This is a genomic window from Methylobacterium sp. AC315, assembly GCF_979253755.1.
Window position 1 is genome coordinate 45,799 of record NZ_CEEDEA010000013.1, and the last position, 17,702, is coordinate 63,500.

20 protein-coding genes and 2 pseudogenes are annotated in these 17,702 nt (G+C 54.6%); 9 read left to right on the forward strand and 13 right to left on the reverse strand.

Annotation, left to right across the window (positions count from 1 at the left end; genetic code table 11):
* Positions 1–174 precede the first annotated feature (174 nt).
* The 3 genes from rsgA to AC0IY0_RS20020 all read left to right on the forward strand — a co-directional run bounded on the left by rsgA (position 175) and on the right by AC0IY0_RS20020 (position 5,303).
* Entirely contained in the window at positions 175–1,209 is a 1,035-nt protein-coding gene (gene rsgA / locus AC0IY0_RS20010) for a ribosome small subunit-dependent GTPase A (protein WP_471765268.1), read from the forward strand.
* Positions 1,210–2,051: 842 nt separating this feature from the next.
* Positions 2,052–4,466 (forward strand): DEAD/DEAH box helicase family protein, encoded by a 2,415-nt coding sequence (locus tag AC0IY0_RS20015; RefSeq protein ID WP_471765146.1) that lies wholly within the window; start codon positions 2,052–2,054, stop codon positions 4,464–4,466.
* A 444-nt stretch (positions 4,467–4,910) separates the two neighbouring features.
* A complete protein-coding gene (locus AC0IY0_RS20020; RefSeq protein ID WP_471765147.1) occupies positions 4,911–5,303 on the forward strand; it encodes a hypothetical protein in 393 nt (130 codons plus the stop codon).
* Between the two features lie 149 nt (positions 5,304–5,452).
* Here the strand turns inward: AC0IY0_RS20020 and AC0IY0_RS20025 are convergent.
* The 7 genes and pseudogenes from AC0IY0_RS20025 to AC0IY0_RS20055 all read right to left on the reverse strand — a co-directional run.
* Positions 5,453–5,680: pseudogene (locus tag AC0IY0_RS20025) on the reverse strand (integrase core domain-containing protein); the annotation flags it as partial.
* A 31-nt stretch (positions 5,681–5,711) separates the two neighbouring features.
* Positions 5,712–5,981 carry a hypothetical protein gene (locus AC0IY0_RS20030; RefSeq protein WP_471765149.1) on the reverse strand — a complete coding sequence of 90 codons (270 nt, stop codon included), beginning with the start codon at positions 5,979–5,981 and terminating at the stop codon, positions 5,712–5,714.
* Between the two features lie 189 nt (positions 5,982–6,170).
* Positions 6,171–6,281: pseudogene (locus AC0IY0_RS20035) on the reverse strand (transposase); the annotation flags it as partial.
* 196 nt (positions 6,282–6,477) lie between these two features.
* Positions 6,478–7,047, reverse strand: a complete 570-nt coding sequence (locus AC0IY0_RS20040; RefSeq protein ID WP_471765150.1) for a hypothetical protein — start codon at positions 7,045–7,047, stop codon at positions 6,478–6,480.
* A 15-nt stretch (positions 7,048–7,062) separates the two neighbouring features.
* Positions 7,063–7,509, reverse strand: coding sequence for a hypothetical protein (locus tag AC0IY0_RS20045; protein WP_471765151.1), 447 nt, complete (start codon positions 7,507–7,509; stop codon positions 7,063–7,065).
* Positions 7,510–7,689: 180 nt separating this feature from the next.
* Complete coding sequence (locus AC0IY0_RS20050; protein ID WP_471765153.1) at positions 7,690–7,968, reverse strand: hypothetical protein; 279 nt, start codon at positions 7,966–7,968, stop codon at positions 7,690–7,692.
* A gap of 86 nt (positions 7,969–8,054) precedes the next feature.
* A complete protein-coding gene (locus tag AC0IY0_RS20055) occupies positions 8,055–8,312 on the reverse strand; it encodes a hypothetical protein (RefSeq protein ID WP_471765154.1) in 258 nt (85 codons plus the stop codon).
* A 71-nt stretch (positions 8,313–8,383) separates the two neighbouring features.
* Between AC0IY0_RS20055 and AC0IY0_RS20060 the strand changes: the two genes are divergently transcribed.
* Complete coding sequence (locus AC0IY0_RS20060; protein ID WP_471765155.1) at positions 8,384–8,623, forward strand: hypothetical protein; 240 nt, start codon at positions 8,384–8,386, stop codon at positions 8,621–8,623.
* 182 nt (positions 8,624–8,805) lie between these two features.
* On the opposite strand, the gene AC0IY0_RS20065 is transcribed toward AC0IY0_RS20060, so the two are convergent.
* Both AC0IY0_RS20065 and AC0IY0_RS20070 read right to left on the reverse strand, forming a co-directional pair.
* Positions 8,806–9,072 carry a hypothetical protein gene (locus tag AC0IY0_RS20065; protein ID WP_471765156.1) on the reverse strand — a complete coding sequence of 89 codons (267 nt, stop codon included), beginning with the start codon at positions 9,070–9,072 and terminating at the stop codon, positions 8,806–8,808.
* 22 nt (positions 9,073–9,094) lie between these two features.
* Complete coding sequence (locus AC0IY0_RS20070) at positions 9,095–9,538, reverse strand: hypothetical protein (RefSeq protein WP_471765157.1); 444 nt, start codon at positions 9,536–9,538, stop codon at positions 9,095–9,097.
* Between the two features lie 283 nt (positions 9,539–9,821).
* Between AC0IY0_RS20070 and AC0IY0_RS20075 the strand changes: the two genes are divergently transcribed.
* The gene (locus tag AC0IY0_RS20075; RefSeq protein ID WP_471765159.1) at positions 9,822–10,061 is read left to right on the forward strand and encodes a DUF6894 family protein; all 240 of its coding nucleotides are present in this window, start codon (positions 9,822–9,824) and stop codon (positions 10,059–10,061) included.
* 205 nt (positions 10,062–10,266) lie between these two features.
* On the opposite strand, the gene AC0IY0_RS20080 is transcribed toward AC0IY0_RS20075, so the two are convergent.
* A complete protein-coding gene (locus AC0IY0_RS20080; RefSeq protein ID WP_471765160.1) occupies positions 10,267–10,686 on the reverse strand; it encodes a hypothetical protein in 420 nt (139 codons plus the stop codon).
* A 229-nt stretch (positions 10,687–10,915) separates the two neighbouring features.
* On the opposite strand from AC0IY0_RS20080, the gene AC0IY0_RS20085 reads away from it, so the two are divergent.
* On the forward strand, positions 10,916–11,377 hold the full coding sequence (locus AC0IY0_RS20085; protein ID WP_471765161.1) for a GNAT family N-acetyltransferase: 462 nt from the start codon (positions 10,916–10,918) through the stop codon (positions 11,375–11,377).
* 158 nt (positions 11,378–11,535) lie between these two features.
* Entirely contained in the window at positions 11,536–11,832 is a 297-nt protein-coding gene (locus AC0IY0_RS20090) for a hypothetical protein (protein ID WP_447674263.1), read from the forward strand.
* A 42-nt stretch (positions 11,833–11,874) separates the two neighbouring features.
* Here AC0IY0_RS20090 and AC0IY0_RS20095 read toward each other — a convergent pair whose 3' ends face one another.
* The gene (locus tag AC0IY0_RS20095; protein WP_447674264.1) at positions 11,875–12,057 is read right to left on the reverse strand and encodes a hypothetical protein; all 183 of its coding nucleotides are present in this window, start codon (positions 12,055–12,057) and stop codon (positions 11,875–11,877) included.
* Between the two features lie 1,573 nt (positions 12,058–13,630).
* Between AC0IY0_RS20095 and AC0IY0_RS20100 the strand changes: the two genes are divergently transcribed.
* Entirely contained in the window at positions 13,631–14,128 is a 498-nt protein-coding gene (locus tag AC0IY0_RS20100) for a hypothetical protein (protein WP_471765162.1), read from the forward strand.
* Here the strand turns inward: AC0IY0_RS20100 and AC0IY0_RS20105 are convergent.
* Positions 14,118–15,164 carry an ADP-ribosylglycohydrolase family protein gene (locus AC0IY0_RS20105; RefSeq protein WP_471765163.1) on the reverse strand — a complete coding sequence of 349 codons (1,047 nt, stop codon included), beginning with the start codon at positions 15,162–15,164 and terminating at the stop codon, positions 14,118–14,120. The two genes, AC0IY0_RS20100 and AC0IY0_RS20105, sit on opposite strands and share 11 nt — an antisense overlap.
* Before the next feature lie 1,128 nt (positions 15,165–16,292).
* Between AC0IY0_RS20105 and AC0IY0_RS20110 the strand changes: the two genes are divergently transcribed.
* Positions 16,293–17,273 carry a hypothetical protein gene (locus AC0IY0_RS20110; RefSeq protein WP_471765164.1) on the forward strand — a complete coding sequence of 327 codons (981 nt, stop codon included), beginning with the start codon at positions 16,293–16,295 and terminating at the stop codon, positions 17,271–17,273.
* Positions 17,274–17,329: 56 nt separating this feature from the next.
* Here the strand turns inward: AC0IY0_RS20110 and AC0IY0_RS20115 are convergent, their stop codons facing one another.
* Positions 17,330–17,662, reverse strand: coding sequence for an ADP-ribosylglycohydrolase family protein (locus tag AC0IY0_RS20115; RefSeq protein ID WP_471765166.1), 333 nt, complete (start codon positions 17,660–17,662; stop codon positions 17,330–17,332).
* Positions 17,663–17,702: the final 40 nt, after the last annotated feature.

Genomic DNA, 17,702 nt, shown 5'->3' on the forward strand with positions numbered 1-17,702 from the left:
CTTTCTGCTCCGCCTGCCACTGCGCGTACCCAATGGAAGCCGACGATGTCACTCCCAAGGACGCGGCGCGAAGTGCATCCGGGTCGATGACGCGGACGGATGCATCGCTGGAAGCACGCCGGGTCCGGCGCAGCGTTACAATTTCGATGCTGGCCATGGGCGGGAGGCCGTGGCATGGCCAAGCCGGTGATTGATCATCCCGTCTGCCCCCCTCCCGCGCAGCCTGCCAGCCTGGGTTGGTCCAGCTTCTTCGAGGACCAGCGGGGGGACGACGAGGCCGATTTCGTCCCCATGCGGATCGCCACGGTCCACCGCTCCCGCATGACCGCCCTGGCTCTCGCCGGACCGGTCAAGCTGACGCTTCCGGTTCATACGAACACCGGCGCCTTCGCGGTGGGCGATTGGGTGCTGGTCGATCCGCGGACCCAGACCCTGCACCGCCGCCTGGACCGCAGGTCGGTCCTGGAGCGACGCACCGAAGGCGGCAGGATTCCGCAGGTGGCCGCGGCCAACGTCGATACGCTGTTCATCGTCACATCCTGCAACGCGGATTTCAATCCTGCTCGGCTGGAGCGCTATCTGGCTCTCGCCAATCAGGGCGGTGCAAATCCGGTGATCCTTCTGACCAAGGCGGACACGGTGGCCGATGCGCAGACCTACCGGGACCAAGCCGCCGCGTTGCAGCGCGGTCTGGCGGTCGTGATCGTCGATTCCCGTCTCCCGGAGGCTGCAGGCGCCTTATCGCCGTGGTGCGGCGTCGGACAGACCGTTGCACTGGTCGGCTCCTCCGGTGTCGGCAAGTCGACCCTGGTGAACACCCTGACCGGCGTGAACGCGGAGGTCTCCCAGGAGACGGGCAGCATCCGCGAGCACGACGCGAAGGGGCGCCACACCACGACGTCGCGCTCGCTGCACGCCATCGCGGGCGGCGGCTGGGTCATCGACACGCCCGGGATGCGAACGCTTCAGGTCAGCGACGCCGCCGACGGCATCGCGACCTTGTTCGCCGAGATCACCGAACTGGCGCCTTCGTGCCGGTTCCGCGACTGCACGCATGCCCACGAACCCGGTTGCGCAGTGCGGGCCGCCGTCGCCAACGGCCAGCTGGATTCCGATAGGCTGACCCGATGGCGCAAGCTGCTCACCGAGAACCTCGACAACGCCAAGGTGTCCAGCGGGCCGCGCGGCCGTCAGAAGACCGGCCGGTAGGCTGTCGGTCTGCGTCGAAGCGAGCGTCTGAAACAGAGACGGCGAACGCTTTGCCCGACCGATAGGACTTACGGTCCGGTCGGCGGCAGCACGGGCGCCGATCGTGGTACGGCCAGGTCATACGATCGCAGCGCATTGTGCGAGTCCGAAGCGCCTCACAGAATGGCACGATGAAGGCTGGCCGAATGGTGGACCGCTATTCTCGGGTCCTTCCACGGCTTGGCGGTTCGAAGAGTCGATGCGACATGCCGCTGTACGAGCGATGCGGTCGCCGAGGCCTGAAATCCGCTTAACCTACTGCCATCGTTAGACAAAAATCTGGTGCCGGTGGAGAGGATCGAACTCCCGATTTACGGTATATCGACCGTCGTTTTACCGCGGGTTACAGTGTTGGCAGACATCAAGATTGACAACCGTGTAGCCGTTTGTGTGAGAGTTTGGTGTCATCGTCAAGGGCAACCTATGGCTATCATCGGCTGATCGTTTCAAGGGGTTAGTAGATGCAGGGTGTCGGAACAAATTGGAGGGTTTTCAGCATCAGAGCAGTCGATCATTTAATGCGGAAAAATATTGCATGAATGTGGGTCCGACTTTTTGGTGACCGAAAAAATAAATGCGGTTATGAGCAAAAACTTACAGCTGATCAAAATGCAAACTCAAATATGTTGACATTGTATGAATAATCGAGTATGTTTTCTGATGCCTGACGAATGATTTCAGGTAAATTCGTGACTCAAGGCGTTCGTCTGAGTCTATTTCCATATTGCCTGTCTTAACTAGCGAAGTCCCATTTTGGCGAATATGCGTTTTTAAAGAACGGCTAAGACAAAGAGTAAGATATTATGACTTTTATGAACTGTGCTGGCCTGCGGGCGGGTGCTGGTAAAACTCACGCCTATGCTTCGATTGCTGTTAAAAGATCGCAAGTTAAGTTGAACACAATCATCATTTCGCCAACGGTAAAACTTTTATCCGAGACTGAGAGTGTAATCCGGTCGCTGAATCCAATTGGCCGGGTCGTGAAGTTCTATAGCGACGATGGCGGTGATGCGCCGGTAACTAAAAGGGTTCTGGCATACCTGAAACATCACGCCGCCCCAGGTGATGTTTTACTTATAACCCAACAATGTTTTGTTAGTCTGCCATACTTCCATTATAAATCAAAATGGCGACTACTGGTAGACGAAGATGTTCCAGTCTTTATTTGTGAAACGCTCAACCTACCTGACAACCACAATCTCGTAACGAACTATATTGAGTTGGGCGAGGCGGGTCCGAACTACGCCCGTGTGCAGATTACTGACAGATCGAAGCTTAAGCGAATCGTTGATAACAAAAATAATGATGATGTTTGGTCCAATCTACGCCCAATGTGCGCACTAATTTTGCAAGATGATTGCGAATGCTACGTCAATGCCAAGCAACTGAACGACCTAAAATCCGACCTAAAATCAAAAGGGCAACTTACCGTCTATGCACTTCGGAAGCCTGATAAGTTTTTAGGGTTTGATGGAGTCACTATAGCCTCGGCTTGGTTCGAAGATTCGCTGACATACCACCATTGGAAGAATCTTGGTGTGAACTGGCGGGAGGATGATGAGGTCAAACGGTCCATTCTAAGGCTGATGCATCCTGAGAACCCGCGACTGACCATCTTCTACGGATATGAGGGGCGAAACTCTAAGTGCCTCCGTAATCGATTGGAGAAAGAAGGAAACACTGACCTACGGGACGCTATCATACGCTTGATGGCAGATGAGCCGTTCCTGTGGGTGGAGAACAACGATAGGGCCAAGACCAGCGTTCTGAGAGCGTGCGGGAATGGTGTGCCTCTACCACCCGTCTCCGCTGGCCTGAATGCCTACAGCGACTATCGGAACGCCGCTGTCCTGATGGCAACCAACTATGATCGCGGTCAATCCGAAATCCTCAAACAGGTGATCGGGTTCGACGGCGAGAAGCAAGCGCGGGCAATGGTAGGCAACCTCTACCAAGCTTTCATGCGGACCGCTCTGAGGAAGGATGACATAGAGGACGAAGCCAAGTGGGTGGTCTCCTGTCTCGAAGAAGCGAAACTGTTGTCGGAGCGGTTCCCCGGTTGCGTGGTGAAGCCTTTGGATCTCGCACCGCTAGAGAACAGGAAAACTGGACGGCCTCGGAAGTACGCGAACGATAACGAACGAAAGCGGGAGCATGAACGTAAGAGGAAGGAAGAATTAGCGCGTTGCGCCGGCTTCGCCGCTGATCTCGCACCGGAACTATTAGAGAATGTCGTTTTCTTGAATGAACAGGACGAAACTACTTATAAGACTATAGGTGATTTCGTCCGAAACTTCAGGGGATCATACTTCACTACCTATAGAGATACAAATCCCATATGCATAACTATGAGTGAAAAAAAGTTCATCGGTTTCCTGAAAGATCATTATCACCTTACTTACTTACAAAAAGACGACATGCCTTGTATTGCCGGTGCGATGTTTGACGCCAGTAAATCCAGCGGCAATGTCAGAAATCAGATCAACATAGCCTTCAGTCGTGGAATATGGATCGATGTTGAGGGTGGTGACCTAACTCCGCAATTATTTGAACAAGAATTTCCACAGATCCAGTTCATCGCCTACTCTACATTCAAGCACACAAAGCAAAAGCCTCGTTTCAGGATCTACATTCCTACTAACAGACCAATGCATCATCGAGAAAGTATCGAAATTTATGACGAGATAAGATTTGTTCTCAAGACAAGAGGATGGACAGCGGGAAAGAGGGAGACCGCGAAGCGAAGCGCAAGCTTTAATGATCGCTTTGATGGGATTGATCATCGCCCTAATCCATCACAGCTTTCAATACTTCCGTGCCAATCAGAAGACAAGAAGGCAAGCTTCTTCCTGGATAAGACAGGTGGGAAAGGGCCACTCAACGTCGAAGTTTGGCTTGAACAAAAACTATGCTTTGGAAGGGGTGACGAGTTAAATGATTATTCAACCCCACAGGAAAGGAATGATAGCCTAGAACTGAGCCCTGAGCAGATTACTATAATATCAGAAGCGACGTCACAATGGGAAACGGCTGGTCGGTTGAGCGGGAATGGAGACGCGGGAATTTTCATTCTCTATCAGTCATTTAGACGAGCGAAGCTGAGCATTTTCGAGATGGAACGGCGTCTTCTTCAGGCAGCCTCTCAAGCAACATCACCCTCGGACAGAAAAACTCAGGTTCGGGGGCTGATCCAAAATTTAAGACAAAAAGCTCATTGATTGAGGGGGGAGATTGAAAAAAACAATCTCCTCTTTGTTGCCCGGGATGTTGAAGACCGAAATTTTGATGCTAAAAATTGAATTTGAAAAGATCCGAACATAAACCCGATGTACTTTGAAGAATTTTCCAAAAAAGGAATTCTTGATAATTAGCTATTTTTGACAGCGTTAGTGACTGTTCTTTAGTATATCTTCTGATACCACCTCTTTAGCCTTCATTCCAACAGACTTTATCTGAAGATTGTTTGGTGGTATTAATTATAGATCTCAAATCAATGATCTGAACGAGTGATTAAATGCAGAAGTCGAAGTAAAGATTGAATAGATTGCACCCCGGCGGCAATAATATTTGCTGATGTACTTGCGCTCAGCGCGCGCCATGGCTAAGTGTGCGTTACCGCCGGCCGGGCGTACATCCAACATGTTTTGATAAATGAGAGCGGTATGGCAGACGATCAGAGATTCAATCCCAGGCGGATCAGGATGCGACTCGAGCCGGACCCTGATCAAATCGAAGATCTAAAGATGCTTTTCGGTTCTTTGGTTGATACAGTTACCATCATTCGACAGGAGCCGAAAAAAAGTAAGAAGCTCTTGCGGTTTAAAGTTGACGCTACAGAACCGGGGATCTCAAGCTTTCCTTTCAATGCATCAGCATGGCGTGAACTCGACGTACGCGATGTAATATGCAAATATACCGGGAATGATGTTCGATTTCGTTTTACATTGAACTCCCATTCTCCTCGGTTTTTACCATTTCTGGACTTCCTGATATTGATGCTCATCCCGTTTAAGGTGTATGATATCCTCAATGAAGAGGAAGTGCACAACTCATAGCGGCTTGTCACAATGTCGAACCGGGAAACGAGGCTATCACTCCACGTTTCCCGGTATCTCATCGACTCAAATCACGAATTTTGACATAGCAGGCCGACTTTACTGCTTTGCCAACTGGCCTGCCCCCGTTCGGTGGCCCGGGTTCGAAGTTAGTGCATCGTCGGTCGTGTGACGATGGCAGAGCGAGCGGACGGCACTGATCCGCTCGGTTCGGTTGGCCAGATGACGACCTCTGGCGCAGGCGGCTGGTAGCTGAGCGACGAGTGCGGCCGGATGCCGTTGTAGTGCTTCCGCCAATGCTCGATCACGACGCTGGCCTCCTTGAGGGTGTAAAACACCTCGCCGTTGAGGAGTTCATCCCGCAGATTCGCGTTGAAGCGTATTCATCCGGCGTGGGCCGCGGGGGTCCTATTTCGGCGCGCTGCGGTGGACGTCGATGAGGTTACGGAGACTTTCGATACCAAAGTCTGAGAAGGCCATGGTTCCGTCAGGGTACTGCGGATCGTAGACCCAGATCAGCCCGTCTTCGGGCTCCAGATCGGTAGCGATATCGGCGAGCCAGTCCGCATCTTCGCCGAGCTCCCTTGCGACGAGCGCCAAGGTCCTGACGGCATGGACCTTGTTGATGTGCATCGTCAGGCTGCGATTGCCCTGGTCGACGGCGGGGACCAGTTCCACGGCAGCAGGTCGTCGAGTCGATGGACCGGATTGCTTCAGCGATCTTGCGGGCCTGCGAGATCAGGACATCAACTTGGCGCAGCTTGGCAACAAACTCTTCAGCCGTATGATTCTTCCGTCCCATGACAACATCCTCCACATGGCTCGAAGCCATACCTCAGGGAGGACCACTTTTCAGGCGGCAGGCCAGTTCAGGACTTGGCGATGATCCTCCGCTGGTCGGCCCGTGCGCGGCTTCTGCGGAGGCAGCAGCGGGGCGATCTGCTCCCACTGCGCATCGGTCAGTTCAAAGCTTCGCATCCCGCTCACCTAGGGGCGGTCACCAAACCTGTGAACCCTTTGCAGAGACGCCCTAATCACGTAACTGCTATCAGGACTTCCTGGAGCGATGTGAGGCAGAGTTCTAGGGAACCAATGCATGGCTCCGAGAGCACTGCTCCGGCTTCACCAGACTGGGTCCGCTGATCGGAATCCAGGACGACGATCAAGCCTTCGCTCACCGCATGCGGTTCGGCTGATACAGCTCTGGAAGCTTTTCGCAGGTTCTCCAGCCATATTTGGGGAGAGCGCGTTTCTGGACCAGGGGGCGACAGATATCCAAGATTTGCTCCTGGGTCAGGTGCGTCGTGCATGCATCTAAACCGTGCGACGCGACCTCTTTTCCCAGCATTAGTGTTGCGGTTCCTTCCCGGCATATTTTCCCGTACGTTATCTTGTCCTGCGCAATCTGGGCCTCGTAGCGGTTCTTTTCGACGGCAGCGGCTTCTGCCTGTACGCGTCTCTGGTACCAAGCGTCGAAATTGTAGACCGTGATTGAGAGGAACGCAGCCACGAGCGTGACGCTCATGCCGTGTAACGATCGTCCCTCCAGGTGTTTTCGTCGGCCGTAGACGAACCAGATTGCGACTGGGACGGAGATACAAGCGATTAGCTCATCCGGTATCTTTGAGACGGCGTTGAAGGCGCTGACGACGACGCCCACAATCACGAGCAAGAGCGGGAAGGCGAGAAACACCGGGAGTTGCGGCTGCCGCTTGATACGGAACTGGAATTCTTGATCGCTCATCGGTCTGATTCCGGTTCAGTACGCCAGCGAGAAGGTTTTGCGGCCGGACGGGTTGATCCGTGAATCACTGGGTCTTGCGACCTTTGAGACGAAGGTGACGTTCTTCACTGAGAATTTGATGTTCGATGGATCGTCGCCGACGCTGACGAGCTGCCGCTTCACGCCCCAGCCGGTCTCGACTTCCTCCGTCAGAATAGCTGCGCTCTGGACAGCGTTGCCCGTGGCGTCGGGGAGGTAGGTGACGAACACCAGGGCGTGTTTGTTGTCGGGTGAGCGGAAGATCTTGAAGGTGGTGTCTTCCGTGATCTTGCAGTCGATCGGATCACCGTTCGGATTCACGCACCCGAACGCTTTATCGCCTTTGAACATGAACTGGGCGATGCCGAGGTGCCCATCTTTCGAGGCGGCTTGTGCAGCCAACGGAACCAGGGTCGCGATCAGGGCGAGTGCAATACGGCGCATCAGTCTTCGGTCCTTGCTTGGTAGCTTGACCGTAGCGCACACAACCTAACGGATAGCTGAAGAGTCTCCCTGGCGATTCGTGATGATGCTCCGGATGATTTGAATCGTGTGATTCAGGATAGGTTTACGATCGTTGATGCGGGAGCAATGGCGGGTTGCTCACGCATCGAGATGTGTCCTTCAGATGTTGTCTTTGACGGACTGCTCCGAGCAAGCCTTGTAGACCTCTGAGATCGCAAGGTTGGAATGCGCACTCATTTTCGCAGCGTCATCGATACAGGTTACGACGCCGTCCTTTGAAGCCCGAGCGCTTTCGCTCTTCGACATACGGTCGAATAAAGCTTTCTTATCGCTCGGTGTTGCTGCGTTCCAAGCTTGCATTGTGTCTGTCGACTCCAGCGCCATGGCTGGTGTTGCCAGTAGTACCAGCATCGTGCTTGCGAATAGATAGCGCATCATCGAAACCTAAATTGCCCTAAGCTTGCTCCCAATTTAGGGCGAGCGCAGCCACACACCTCGGGGCAAAACGGCACACTGCCAAATGCTCAAGCTTTGGGCACGCTGAAGATGAATGTATTCATGACGACCAATTTCCGGTGGGTAACGTACGCGCGCCATGCCCTTCTCTTCGACCGGATCGTCTCAGTGATCTGGTCGACTCCGTTCTCCCACACGATTCCGTCAAGGCTTGGTTCGAGGCTAACGGAATCGCGTTCCTCGACTTTCGGCTGTCCGATCGGGTCGCGTACTCGGCCGACCTGTCTCAGGATGAGGTCGAACGGTTCGAGGCGTTCTTCGGCCAACGGGAATCCGCTGTGCTCTGAACGATCATCGGCCTAATTTCCACCACACCAGTCCCGCCCCGTAAGCCCACATGAAGCAGATAGACGAAGACGAACAGGTGGTCCGGCGCCTGCTGCCCCAGGTACGGGCTGAGGCGCAGAAGGTCGGCGCCATGCATGCGGCCTGGGACATGATCTCCGACGTGGAGGCGCTCCTGAATCACCGCCCCACGCTGCTCCAGTTCGAGAGCCGCGAGAAGGCGATGGAGGTCTATCGCGGCATGCTGGAGAACAGCGCTCCGCGGGGCGTGGGCTACGAGCGGCAAGGCTGAGCCTCAGCAATCCTGGCTGTCTGAATCTGTCGCTTGGTACCTGCGGCCGAGAGCCGCTTTCGACCCAACCCAGCCGCCCGGACCGCCATAGGCGTTTCCCGAAAGCGGCCGCTCGTCAGCCCCCCGGCAGCTTCGGCTCGGGGTGGGAAGCTGCCCTTCGCCTAGCGGCGGACATTCAGGTGTCAGTTGCCTTTGGTTTTCGAGCTTCCGACCCCGGCCTGCTCAAGATGTAGGATCGCCTGGCTAATCGCATCAGTGCAACGTCTGCGAGCCTTTGGGTCTGACATGGCTTCCAACGCCCGCAGGAGATCCACCATCATGCGTTGGATCTCAGGTATGGAGCTACCGAACGGGCTCAACACACCGGACTGGTAGAGGACGGAAACCGGCACTCTCAGCGTGGACGCGATCTGCTCAAGTTGGTTGATCGCTTCATCGCAGTCACTCATCGGCCCGTCGCTCCAGAACGCTTCAGTTGACAGTGACGCCCGCAGCCCGCGGCCCAATCTTCGCCGCGTAGTGCTGGCCGATGTGCCGGAGAGCGGCACCAAAGATTTGCATCTGATCCTCGTCCCCATCCTCTTGGGCTCTTTGATAGGCCGCACAAAGATCCTCCGTCAGATCGGGCAAACTGGCTGCGTCCAATCCGATCGCGTTCAGTGCGGCTATCAGAGGTGATGATGATGAGCGGATGGGAGTAGTGTTTTGAAGATCTATAGACGGTGACGACACACGCTCAATAACAGGCGAGGCTAGTATCCGGTCTATATGCGCCTTCAGATTATGAAGATCGTTCCGAAATATTTCGGCGCGGCGAAGCGCCATCTGCGCCTTATTGCTGACAGCAGTTGCTCTTGCATTGAGAACGACGAGGCGGCTCAACATATCGTCTGCGAGCGCAGCACTCTCACGCATGACCTAACCTTAAGTCGAACCGATAGCCTTCCATGCGCCTTAAGGTAGTCACGGTCAACGCGTGTGAGCGATTTAGTCGCGGGCAATCAAGCTGCACCGAAGTTTGCGAAGGCGAGGAAATAGAGACGTAAATCTACAACATTTCGGTCGTAGTCGGCTGCAATGCAGGGCACTGGTGGCCAAGCGAAAATTGGCGCACAAGAGGATATCGTTGACCTCGATCCCGGCCGTCAGTGACTGAGAGTAGCGAGTGCTCCCGCCTTAATTTGCTCGGAATACATGCATGGCACGTTATTACTTCGATATTCACGATGGAACCTCGCAATTCGACCACGAGGGCACCGAATGCGCCACCTTGGAAGAGGTGCGCGCGCAGGCTCTGAGGGTTCTTCCTGAGATGGCGCGCGATCAGGCGTTCGAAGGTCACGACCGCCTCACCTACACAGTGCTGGCGACTGATGAGGACCACAGGCCTGTCTACTCAGCCACTCTGTCGCTTGTAGGGCTGTGGCTGATCCGCTGACGGTTGCTCATCTTGGTGAGTGCGTGCCTGTAAGCGGACCTTCTGACCTTCTGACCTTCTGCTAGGGGTCGTCAGCGGCCGCGGCGGCAGTGTCTGCTTCTGCCAACTCCCGCCCCAAAGCGGACCGTCGCAAATCCACCCGTTGCGGACCGGGCGATTGGGTACCCGAACGTCAGATTTGGATCACCTCGCACCCTTGGGCCGATCACACCCAGCGACCCTGATGCTGGGGCTTCTCCGTCAGGATGCGATCGGAAGGCCAGCCAGCGTTGGCGCGCTGATACAGCCGCATGTACGGAATCCCCGTGGCCTCCGACCATTCAATCAGCGTCCGAGTATCGTCACCCAGGGTGATGGTGACACTGGCCTTATGCGGCATCTCCAGCCACTGGCAGTTCGTCTTCTCGTAGCGCTTGGTCGTATCGATGCGCCTGAGGGAGTGACGGGACGACGGCTTGTCGCCCATGTCGGCGAGGAACTGTTCGAAGTCCTCCCACTCCGGGTTGTAGGTGATGCCACGCAGGTAGCCGTTTTGGGATCGGTAGTTGCAGCATGCCTTCATCGTGTTCCAAGCTCGGTAGGTTGTGATGCGCTTGCCGTCCTGTTCATCAATCATCGAGGTCATTGGCGGTCTCCATTATTGTATGGAGGTTTTACCGTCGACGGTCGCGAGGTCGATATATTAATCAGTCGCGAAGCTGATGATTACTGACGGGTGAACCGATTCGGGCGGCGCAGTGATTCACGGCTTCAGGCGCTTTCAGACGGCACTTGTGTTCCGGTAGCAGGCTTGTCGGTGGTGTCTTTGAGAGCCATCCTGCACGCTCGATTCGACGTTACGGGCGGTCAGCAGCATGTACGAGATCAGAGAGGATGACCTGTCAGGCGCACCGACACGGGCGCTCCTGGCGTTCCATCTAGCGGGCATGCATGCGTCTTCACCGCCCGGTAGCGTGTTCGCGCTCGATCTCTCGGGTCTGAAACAACCGGGCGTGACCGTGTGGACGGCATGGCGCGGAGATCGGATCGCGAGTGTCGGAGCGCTCAAGGTCTCGGAGGATGGCGCCGCGGAAGTGAAATCCATGCGGACCCATCCCGAGTTTCTCGAAATGGGCGCCGGTTCAGCCATCCTTGACACCATCATCGAGAATGCAGCGGCCCTTGGCGTACGCCGATTGAGCCTGGAGACTGGGAGCGGGGCTGCGTTCGAACCGGCACTCAGGCTGTATCGGCGGCTAGGCTTCGTGAATGGCGAGGTGTTCGGGTCGTACACGGCCAGCGACTTCAACCAGTTTCTGCATCTGGAGCTTGGCTGACGGATCGCATCTGCCGAAACGACTCGGAAGTAATACGAATTCTCTTCGTTCGGGAATCAGCTCGGGTTTGGATAGGTCTGTGTGCTAGCACACGGCGTCGCATCGGCTGAAGGAGTTTGATTGTGCGCAATCTATCTCAATCGCGCCGATGAGGGAAAATGCCCGGCAAGCAAGACGAACCAAACGAGACGGAAGCCCGTAGAGAACGCGTGAGTTGGATCAAACTCGTCCATCTGACGTGGAAAATATCATTCAAAGATGAAGAGCGAGACCCGGTGTTACGTCTGTTCGACGACCTGGGGCAGGCGCCTCCCTCACACCCGATCTTCGAAATCATCTATCACGCGGGGCAGATGGAGGCCGCGATTCAAATGCTCATCGACAAATTTGAGTTGGATGCCGACCATATCGCGACGCTTCGAGATATCGTGCAACGGACGATTAGGCGAAACTAAACCCAACCAACTATCCAGGCTGTCACGAGTACCGAGCCGGAATCACTCTCTGCCGGGATACAGCGCGCTCTGGGGCGGGTAGCTGGCGAGGTAACGGGCTCGCTCCCACAGGTCGATGCCATGACCGTTGGGCAGCATGGCCGCCATGGCCTTCGCCTCATCGTCGGTATCAGCATCCAGGATGTCGGCTTTCCCCACGGTGCCGTCATGGCCGATGCGGAACACACAATACGTTCGCGGTCCCGGTAGTGGTTCGTCGATACTGGTTGGCGATCCTGTCACGTGTGCGTCCGTTTATCGAGGCGGGGGTTCGAAGGTTGCTCCGCCCCCAAAGAGAGCACCCACGCCAGCGGACCGAGGGGCTGAGTTGACACTGGCGTGGGCGCTATCGGCTGGACGCCGACGCGATCGATTTTGCACAACCTAACCTGAAATGCACTGCGCCAAACCACGCAAGCGAGCCATTTTGCCGGGCGACTGATCAAATCTACGTCAATCAGTCTTAGGCGGTTTTTATGTGCCGGTTGGAATTCGTAATAGTCTGCCAATGCGTGGCTATAGCGTTCGTTCGATATGCTGCTTACGATATACATAGAACCTTCGCCGTGCAGCCTCATGTATATAGGTTCAATGAACGGTAGGGCCACGATGACCGCAAAATCCATAAAACGGATCGAAGTTGGAGATCCGCCACTCACTAACTCCGCAGAGATGTTTGAGTTGGACGACGGGAAATATCAGGTCGTTCTGAGGCTGCTGCCGTCAGAGGATGATTGGGAGCCAGGAACTTGTCCGCCCCATCAGCTCGAAATCCGAGACTATACTAATCGGGTCGAGGCAAACGTCTGGTTCAAGATGCTGGAGCGGCTGCTGGGAGGGATGAGGGCGCTAGCGGTATGAGCAGTTAAGGTGGTCGGTGACGGCTCAGAACAGTTCCAAGCCCCCCACCCCATCTTCTTGCTGGCTTGGTCGCTTCTGCACCACCTTAAGCGATGATTGTGCGGCATGGGGTAACGCCAGAGCTTACCGTTCTTGGAGCGTTTCTGCACCCAACGGCGGAACAGGTATGAGGATCGCCCCTTCGACGGAAGGTCATCATCGACGCCACCTGCCCCGAATGTGCCACGACCATGCAGCACAAGGCTGTCGGCCAATGAGGGGGTTAAGATTGATCCGATCCACGCTGTTTCTTAGTGCCGCTCTCGCGGTAGCATCGGTTGTCCTAACCTCGCTATGGATTGGGTATGGCCCTCGCCCGCAGGTGGCTCAGGACAAGCGGGCATCAACCGTCGTTCCCCTATCAAAACAGGAGCGAACCGGACTGGATGCGAAGGGGCAGGCCATCCGAACCATCACGCCTGGATCGACTTCAAGTTCAGGGATGGTGGGTACGGCTCCATCAGGATCATCCCCGTCCGTTGCCATATCCCCCGATCAGTCCGTGACACCCAAAGCCTCCAACAATCCGGGCGTTCCTGAGCAGCAGTCTGACACTGCATCCATCAGGCCTGAGGAAACAAGGACAACCCCCGAAGGTACTGAGGGACAATCCTCAACATCCAATGGCATCGTTGATCTGAATACTGCTACCGTTGAGCAACTGAACGGTCTAGGAGCTGGCATGATCGGTAAAAGGATTATCGAATTCCGGCCCTACTCATCGACTGAGGACCTTATCTCACGTCGTGTTCTGAAACGTTCCGATTACGACGCTATCAAAGGGGTCGTTACTGTTCGGTAGCGCCTTCGCCTAGTTTGATCCATCGCTCACGAAGCCGTTTCATGTTACAGTTCTGAGATGTACCGCCATACCATCTCAGTTCGCATCAAAAAAGGATGCCCGGATCTATCTGATGATCCAGACGTCCAGATTCCCCCGGTCCTCTTTCAGTGCGAACAGTTATGGAAAGATCGGGGCAGGCGCAGGTCTTGGCCAAAAGATCAATGGGCGTTTGTTAGGGCGTTAGTCGAACCGCTTCTCTATGCTACTATTGATCCAGAAGACGTTCATTACGAAAACGGACTTCTGAACACACGTGGCACCATCCGAACTGAATCGATAGAACTGTCATCGTGCAGCTTCGAAAATGGGCCTGTTCCTATCGTTTCAGCCTATGCGCTTTTCGAATTGAATTTCGACAGACGGTTCGTTGATACGGAACAGTTCTATGCTTGGCAGGAACAAACCGATTGGATGGATTGGGCTACGAACCTTGGTTGGAGGTTCGAAAATGGTAGCGAGTATGATGCCGGTTATGATAACGCAGGTATCGAATTCGAAATTCTTACTGTCTAAGACTGCCGGCATATAACTTTTCTGAAATCGCGACCAAACGTTCATTCCAATTAAGTCGGTTGACCCATGCCTGAGGGATCCCTGTCAATCCGTAGGCTGCACCGGCGAGTTGCCCTGTGACCGCCCCAACCGTATCCGCATCGTCCCCGAGGTTCACCGCCAGGAGGACAGCGTCACGGAAGGTCGTCGTTTCCGATACGCACCAGAGTGACGCTTCGAGGGTGTGGATCACGTAGCCTGACGAACGGATCTCGGACCGTGCCTTGCCTTGGTACGATCCATTCATGATTGCTTGAACGCCAGAACAGAAGGGACCGTAAGAGGCTGAGAGAACGTCCCTCAGCGGCTTGCCGTCAATCAGTGAGGCCAGGACTGTCGCTAAGGCTTCACACGCATCCACGGCCTCGGTAGCGCCATGAGTGACATAGCTCTGGCGTCGGCTGACAACCCGTAGGCGTTCCGGATCATTCCAGTAGCGCAAAGCCACCGGGGCGAGTCTCATGACCGATCCGTTTCCTCCGGTCCTGGCGTCGGTCGGTCCCGCTATCGGATCACCTGTCCGTCGAAACGTATCCAGTGCGTTCCTTGTCGTGATCCCGATATCGAAACAGGCGCCCGTGCAGGAGTTCTCGCCGGCTTCGAACCACCGGCAGAAGCGTTCCATCAAATCCCGCTCGTCCAGACCGTCACAAGCTATGAGCGAGTCGGCGAGGCAGAGGGCCATAGAGGTATCGTCCGTCCACTGACCCGCTTTAAGTTTGAAGGGGCCACCACCGGCCAGATCGGTCACGGGTGGCTTGGCATCCCTGGTTTCAAACTCAAGCGTGGTTCCGATAGCGTCGCCGACCGCGAGGCCGATGAATGCCCCAATGGCACGGTCATAACGTCTAGCGTTTGCGGCAACGGTGCCATTGCCATGCTGCTGTGGGTTGGTCATCTTCTCCATAACACCACCCCAATTTTTGTATGATCGGATAAAGGCTTTCCCTCCGATCGCAGGCATCATAAGTCTTGGGATCATCACCTCGACCGCCACGGCATTTTTATGTGAGAAAGAGGCATCGGATCCAGCCTCCCTAATCCGATGCCTCTTTCCGCACGGCCATTCCTGGCTTACGCCTCATTATAATAATGCGGTCTGCCCTGCTCCTACGGTCGCGATCCGGCGCCGATCATGCAGGATGGTGGCGAGATCGCACAGGATCGTCACCCGCGGCTGAGAACAGTTCCGACCGATCCAAGCGCCCTAAACCGCCCAAGGCTGTCCCAATCATTCCTCGCGGCAATGGATAGACCGCAGCGAACACCGGCTCCTACCGTTGGCACGACAACCCCGTTCCGGCCGTCAGGACAGTTGTGAAGATCGGCATCGGGAGGAAAGTCGCAGGTGTTCTATCGCCGTTGTAAACGTTCAGAGATCGCGCATCCGTTTCCGAGGCGATCGAGGTGCGCATCTGATTACAGTTATGTATCGGCCCGCTCGCCCACATGCGATGCATTTCTCATCGTGCAGGATGGTGGCAGGACCGCGTAGGAACCTCGTTGAAGGCTACGAACAGTTCTGGGCGCGGGACCTGACCTGAACCGCTCAAGCTGCTCCTGATCGATCCTGGGTGATGATCGGGAACCGTAGCGACATGCTGGCCCCTACCATCCACTCTGTCGTTCGGCCTCACCACTCAGAAGCGTTGCAAAGATCGGTGTTGGGATCGTAGCTGTCGGAGCCCTATGGCAGCTATAGCTGAGAGATTGACATCCCGAATATTCAATATGTTGCCCAGGGGCCACACATCCCTAAATTTAGTGCCCTCGTCATCGAAAGTACTTTTCCTGCATGCGCGATTGATGTGCAATATCGGTAAGCACGCGGGAGGGGAATATGTGGTCTCGAATCGGACTCGCCTCTTTATCTGTTTTGATAATGAGTCAATCACCGGTACTCGCCGTTGATGAGAACACTAGCGTGTTATCCAAGAAGGATTGCTCGCCTTATCCTACCGAGATCGATAATGGCGGCTGGCATTCGTGCATCGTTCCAAAATTTAGCGATAGATTAAATGTCAAAGTTCTAATACCAAACAAATCATTCGATCTGCTGCCAAACGATAAAGTAGAAGTAAAACCAATCAAAAGGTGATTGATACACAGAATTGGATAGCTTCTGATGCCGAAAAACTCGCTTCCGGCGTTTATGATAGTTTTTTCCACTCTGATGTCTGGATGCGGCACTATCACGCCCCGCATCGGCGAAATATGGGATGCGGACATACCGGCTGATCCCAATCACAAGCCAAAACCAAGAGCGCCAGTATCCGCATCCGGCCAGATCGAGCTCGAAGTTAAGAAAAATATCTATTGTCAACTTAGACAAGCGGTCGCTGAAGCAGACAATTACTTTACTACTGTGAGCAATAGCGGGCGAGTCAGTAAACGGAAGTTCCTTCCAGACGAGTGGGGTGTACAAAGTGCTATCTCATTTCAGGTAGACGAGAGCTCCGCGTTAAACCCAAGCGTCATCTTTAGTGATGTGCTGCCTACCGCTGTAACTCCGTTTGCAGGTAGGCCGTCAGTAGCGACGGCACAGAGTAGCGCAGTCGCACTTGGCGGAACCTTATCGTCTACCGCTTCGCGCACTGACAAATTCAACTCGTTCTGGACAGTTGAATACTTGAGAGACAGAAAGATTGCAATCAGGGGAATTTGTGAAAACGAGGGTTTAGACCCATTTGTTCGCGAAGGTTTCCGTCCAGCCAAGAGTTCCCCATTAGTCGATGAACTTGGGATTACTCCTTGGCTTATTGATGCTTTGGTAGTGAACGGGACTATACCGTCGTATGACCCTTCTGTTCTAAGCACTAGTAAGGGCAAATCAGTAACGAATAAAGATAATTCTTCTCAAGATGTAATATCTATAGAAATAAAATTTGTAATTATAACAAGCGGTAGCGTCAATCCTTCTTGGAGGCTCGTTCGCGTGGCAGCAAATACCGGGAACAATCCGCTGTTTGGGATGGGGCGCACTCGCACTCACGATCTGATTATAACTATTGGCCCACGGAATGCGCAGACTGATTTCGCCAACTTGGCTTTGCAAATTGGTCAGGCAGTAAGTGGTGGCAATAGATCTTCTAACATACTGCCATAGTGGACATGAGCTTTGCAGCATTCGATTATGAGTTTGGTCGCAACTAGATATTGAGCTTAACGTAAATTAATATACAGCTGCGCAGAAATATCATTCAATCGTTTTTTCCAGGCGAGGCTGTTGGGCCATTCCTCAGGAATAGCGGATACTCCGTACGCTGCTCCCGCGATTTGGCCTGTGACCGCTCCTACCGTATCGGCATCGTCACCAAGGTTCGCGGCCAGGAGCACCGCATCTCGGAAGGTCGTTGTCTCGGACACGCACCAAAGGGCAGCTTCGAGGGTATAGATCACGTAGCCTGAGGATCGGATCTCGGATCGTGCCTTACCTCGATCCGATCCAACTATGACCCGCTGAACGGCAGGGCAGAATGGCACGTATGAGCGCATCAGTTAGTTGCATTCCGCCTATTAGAACCGCGCTATTCCT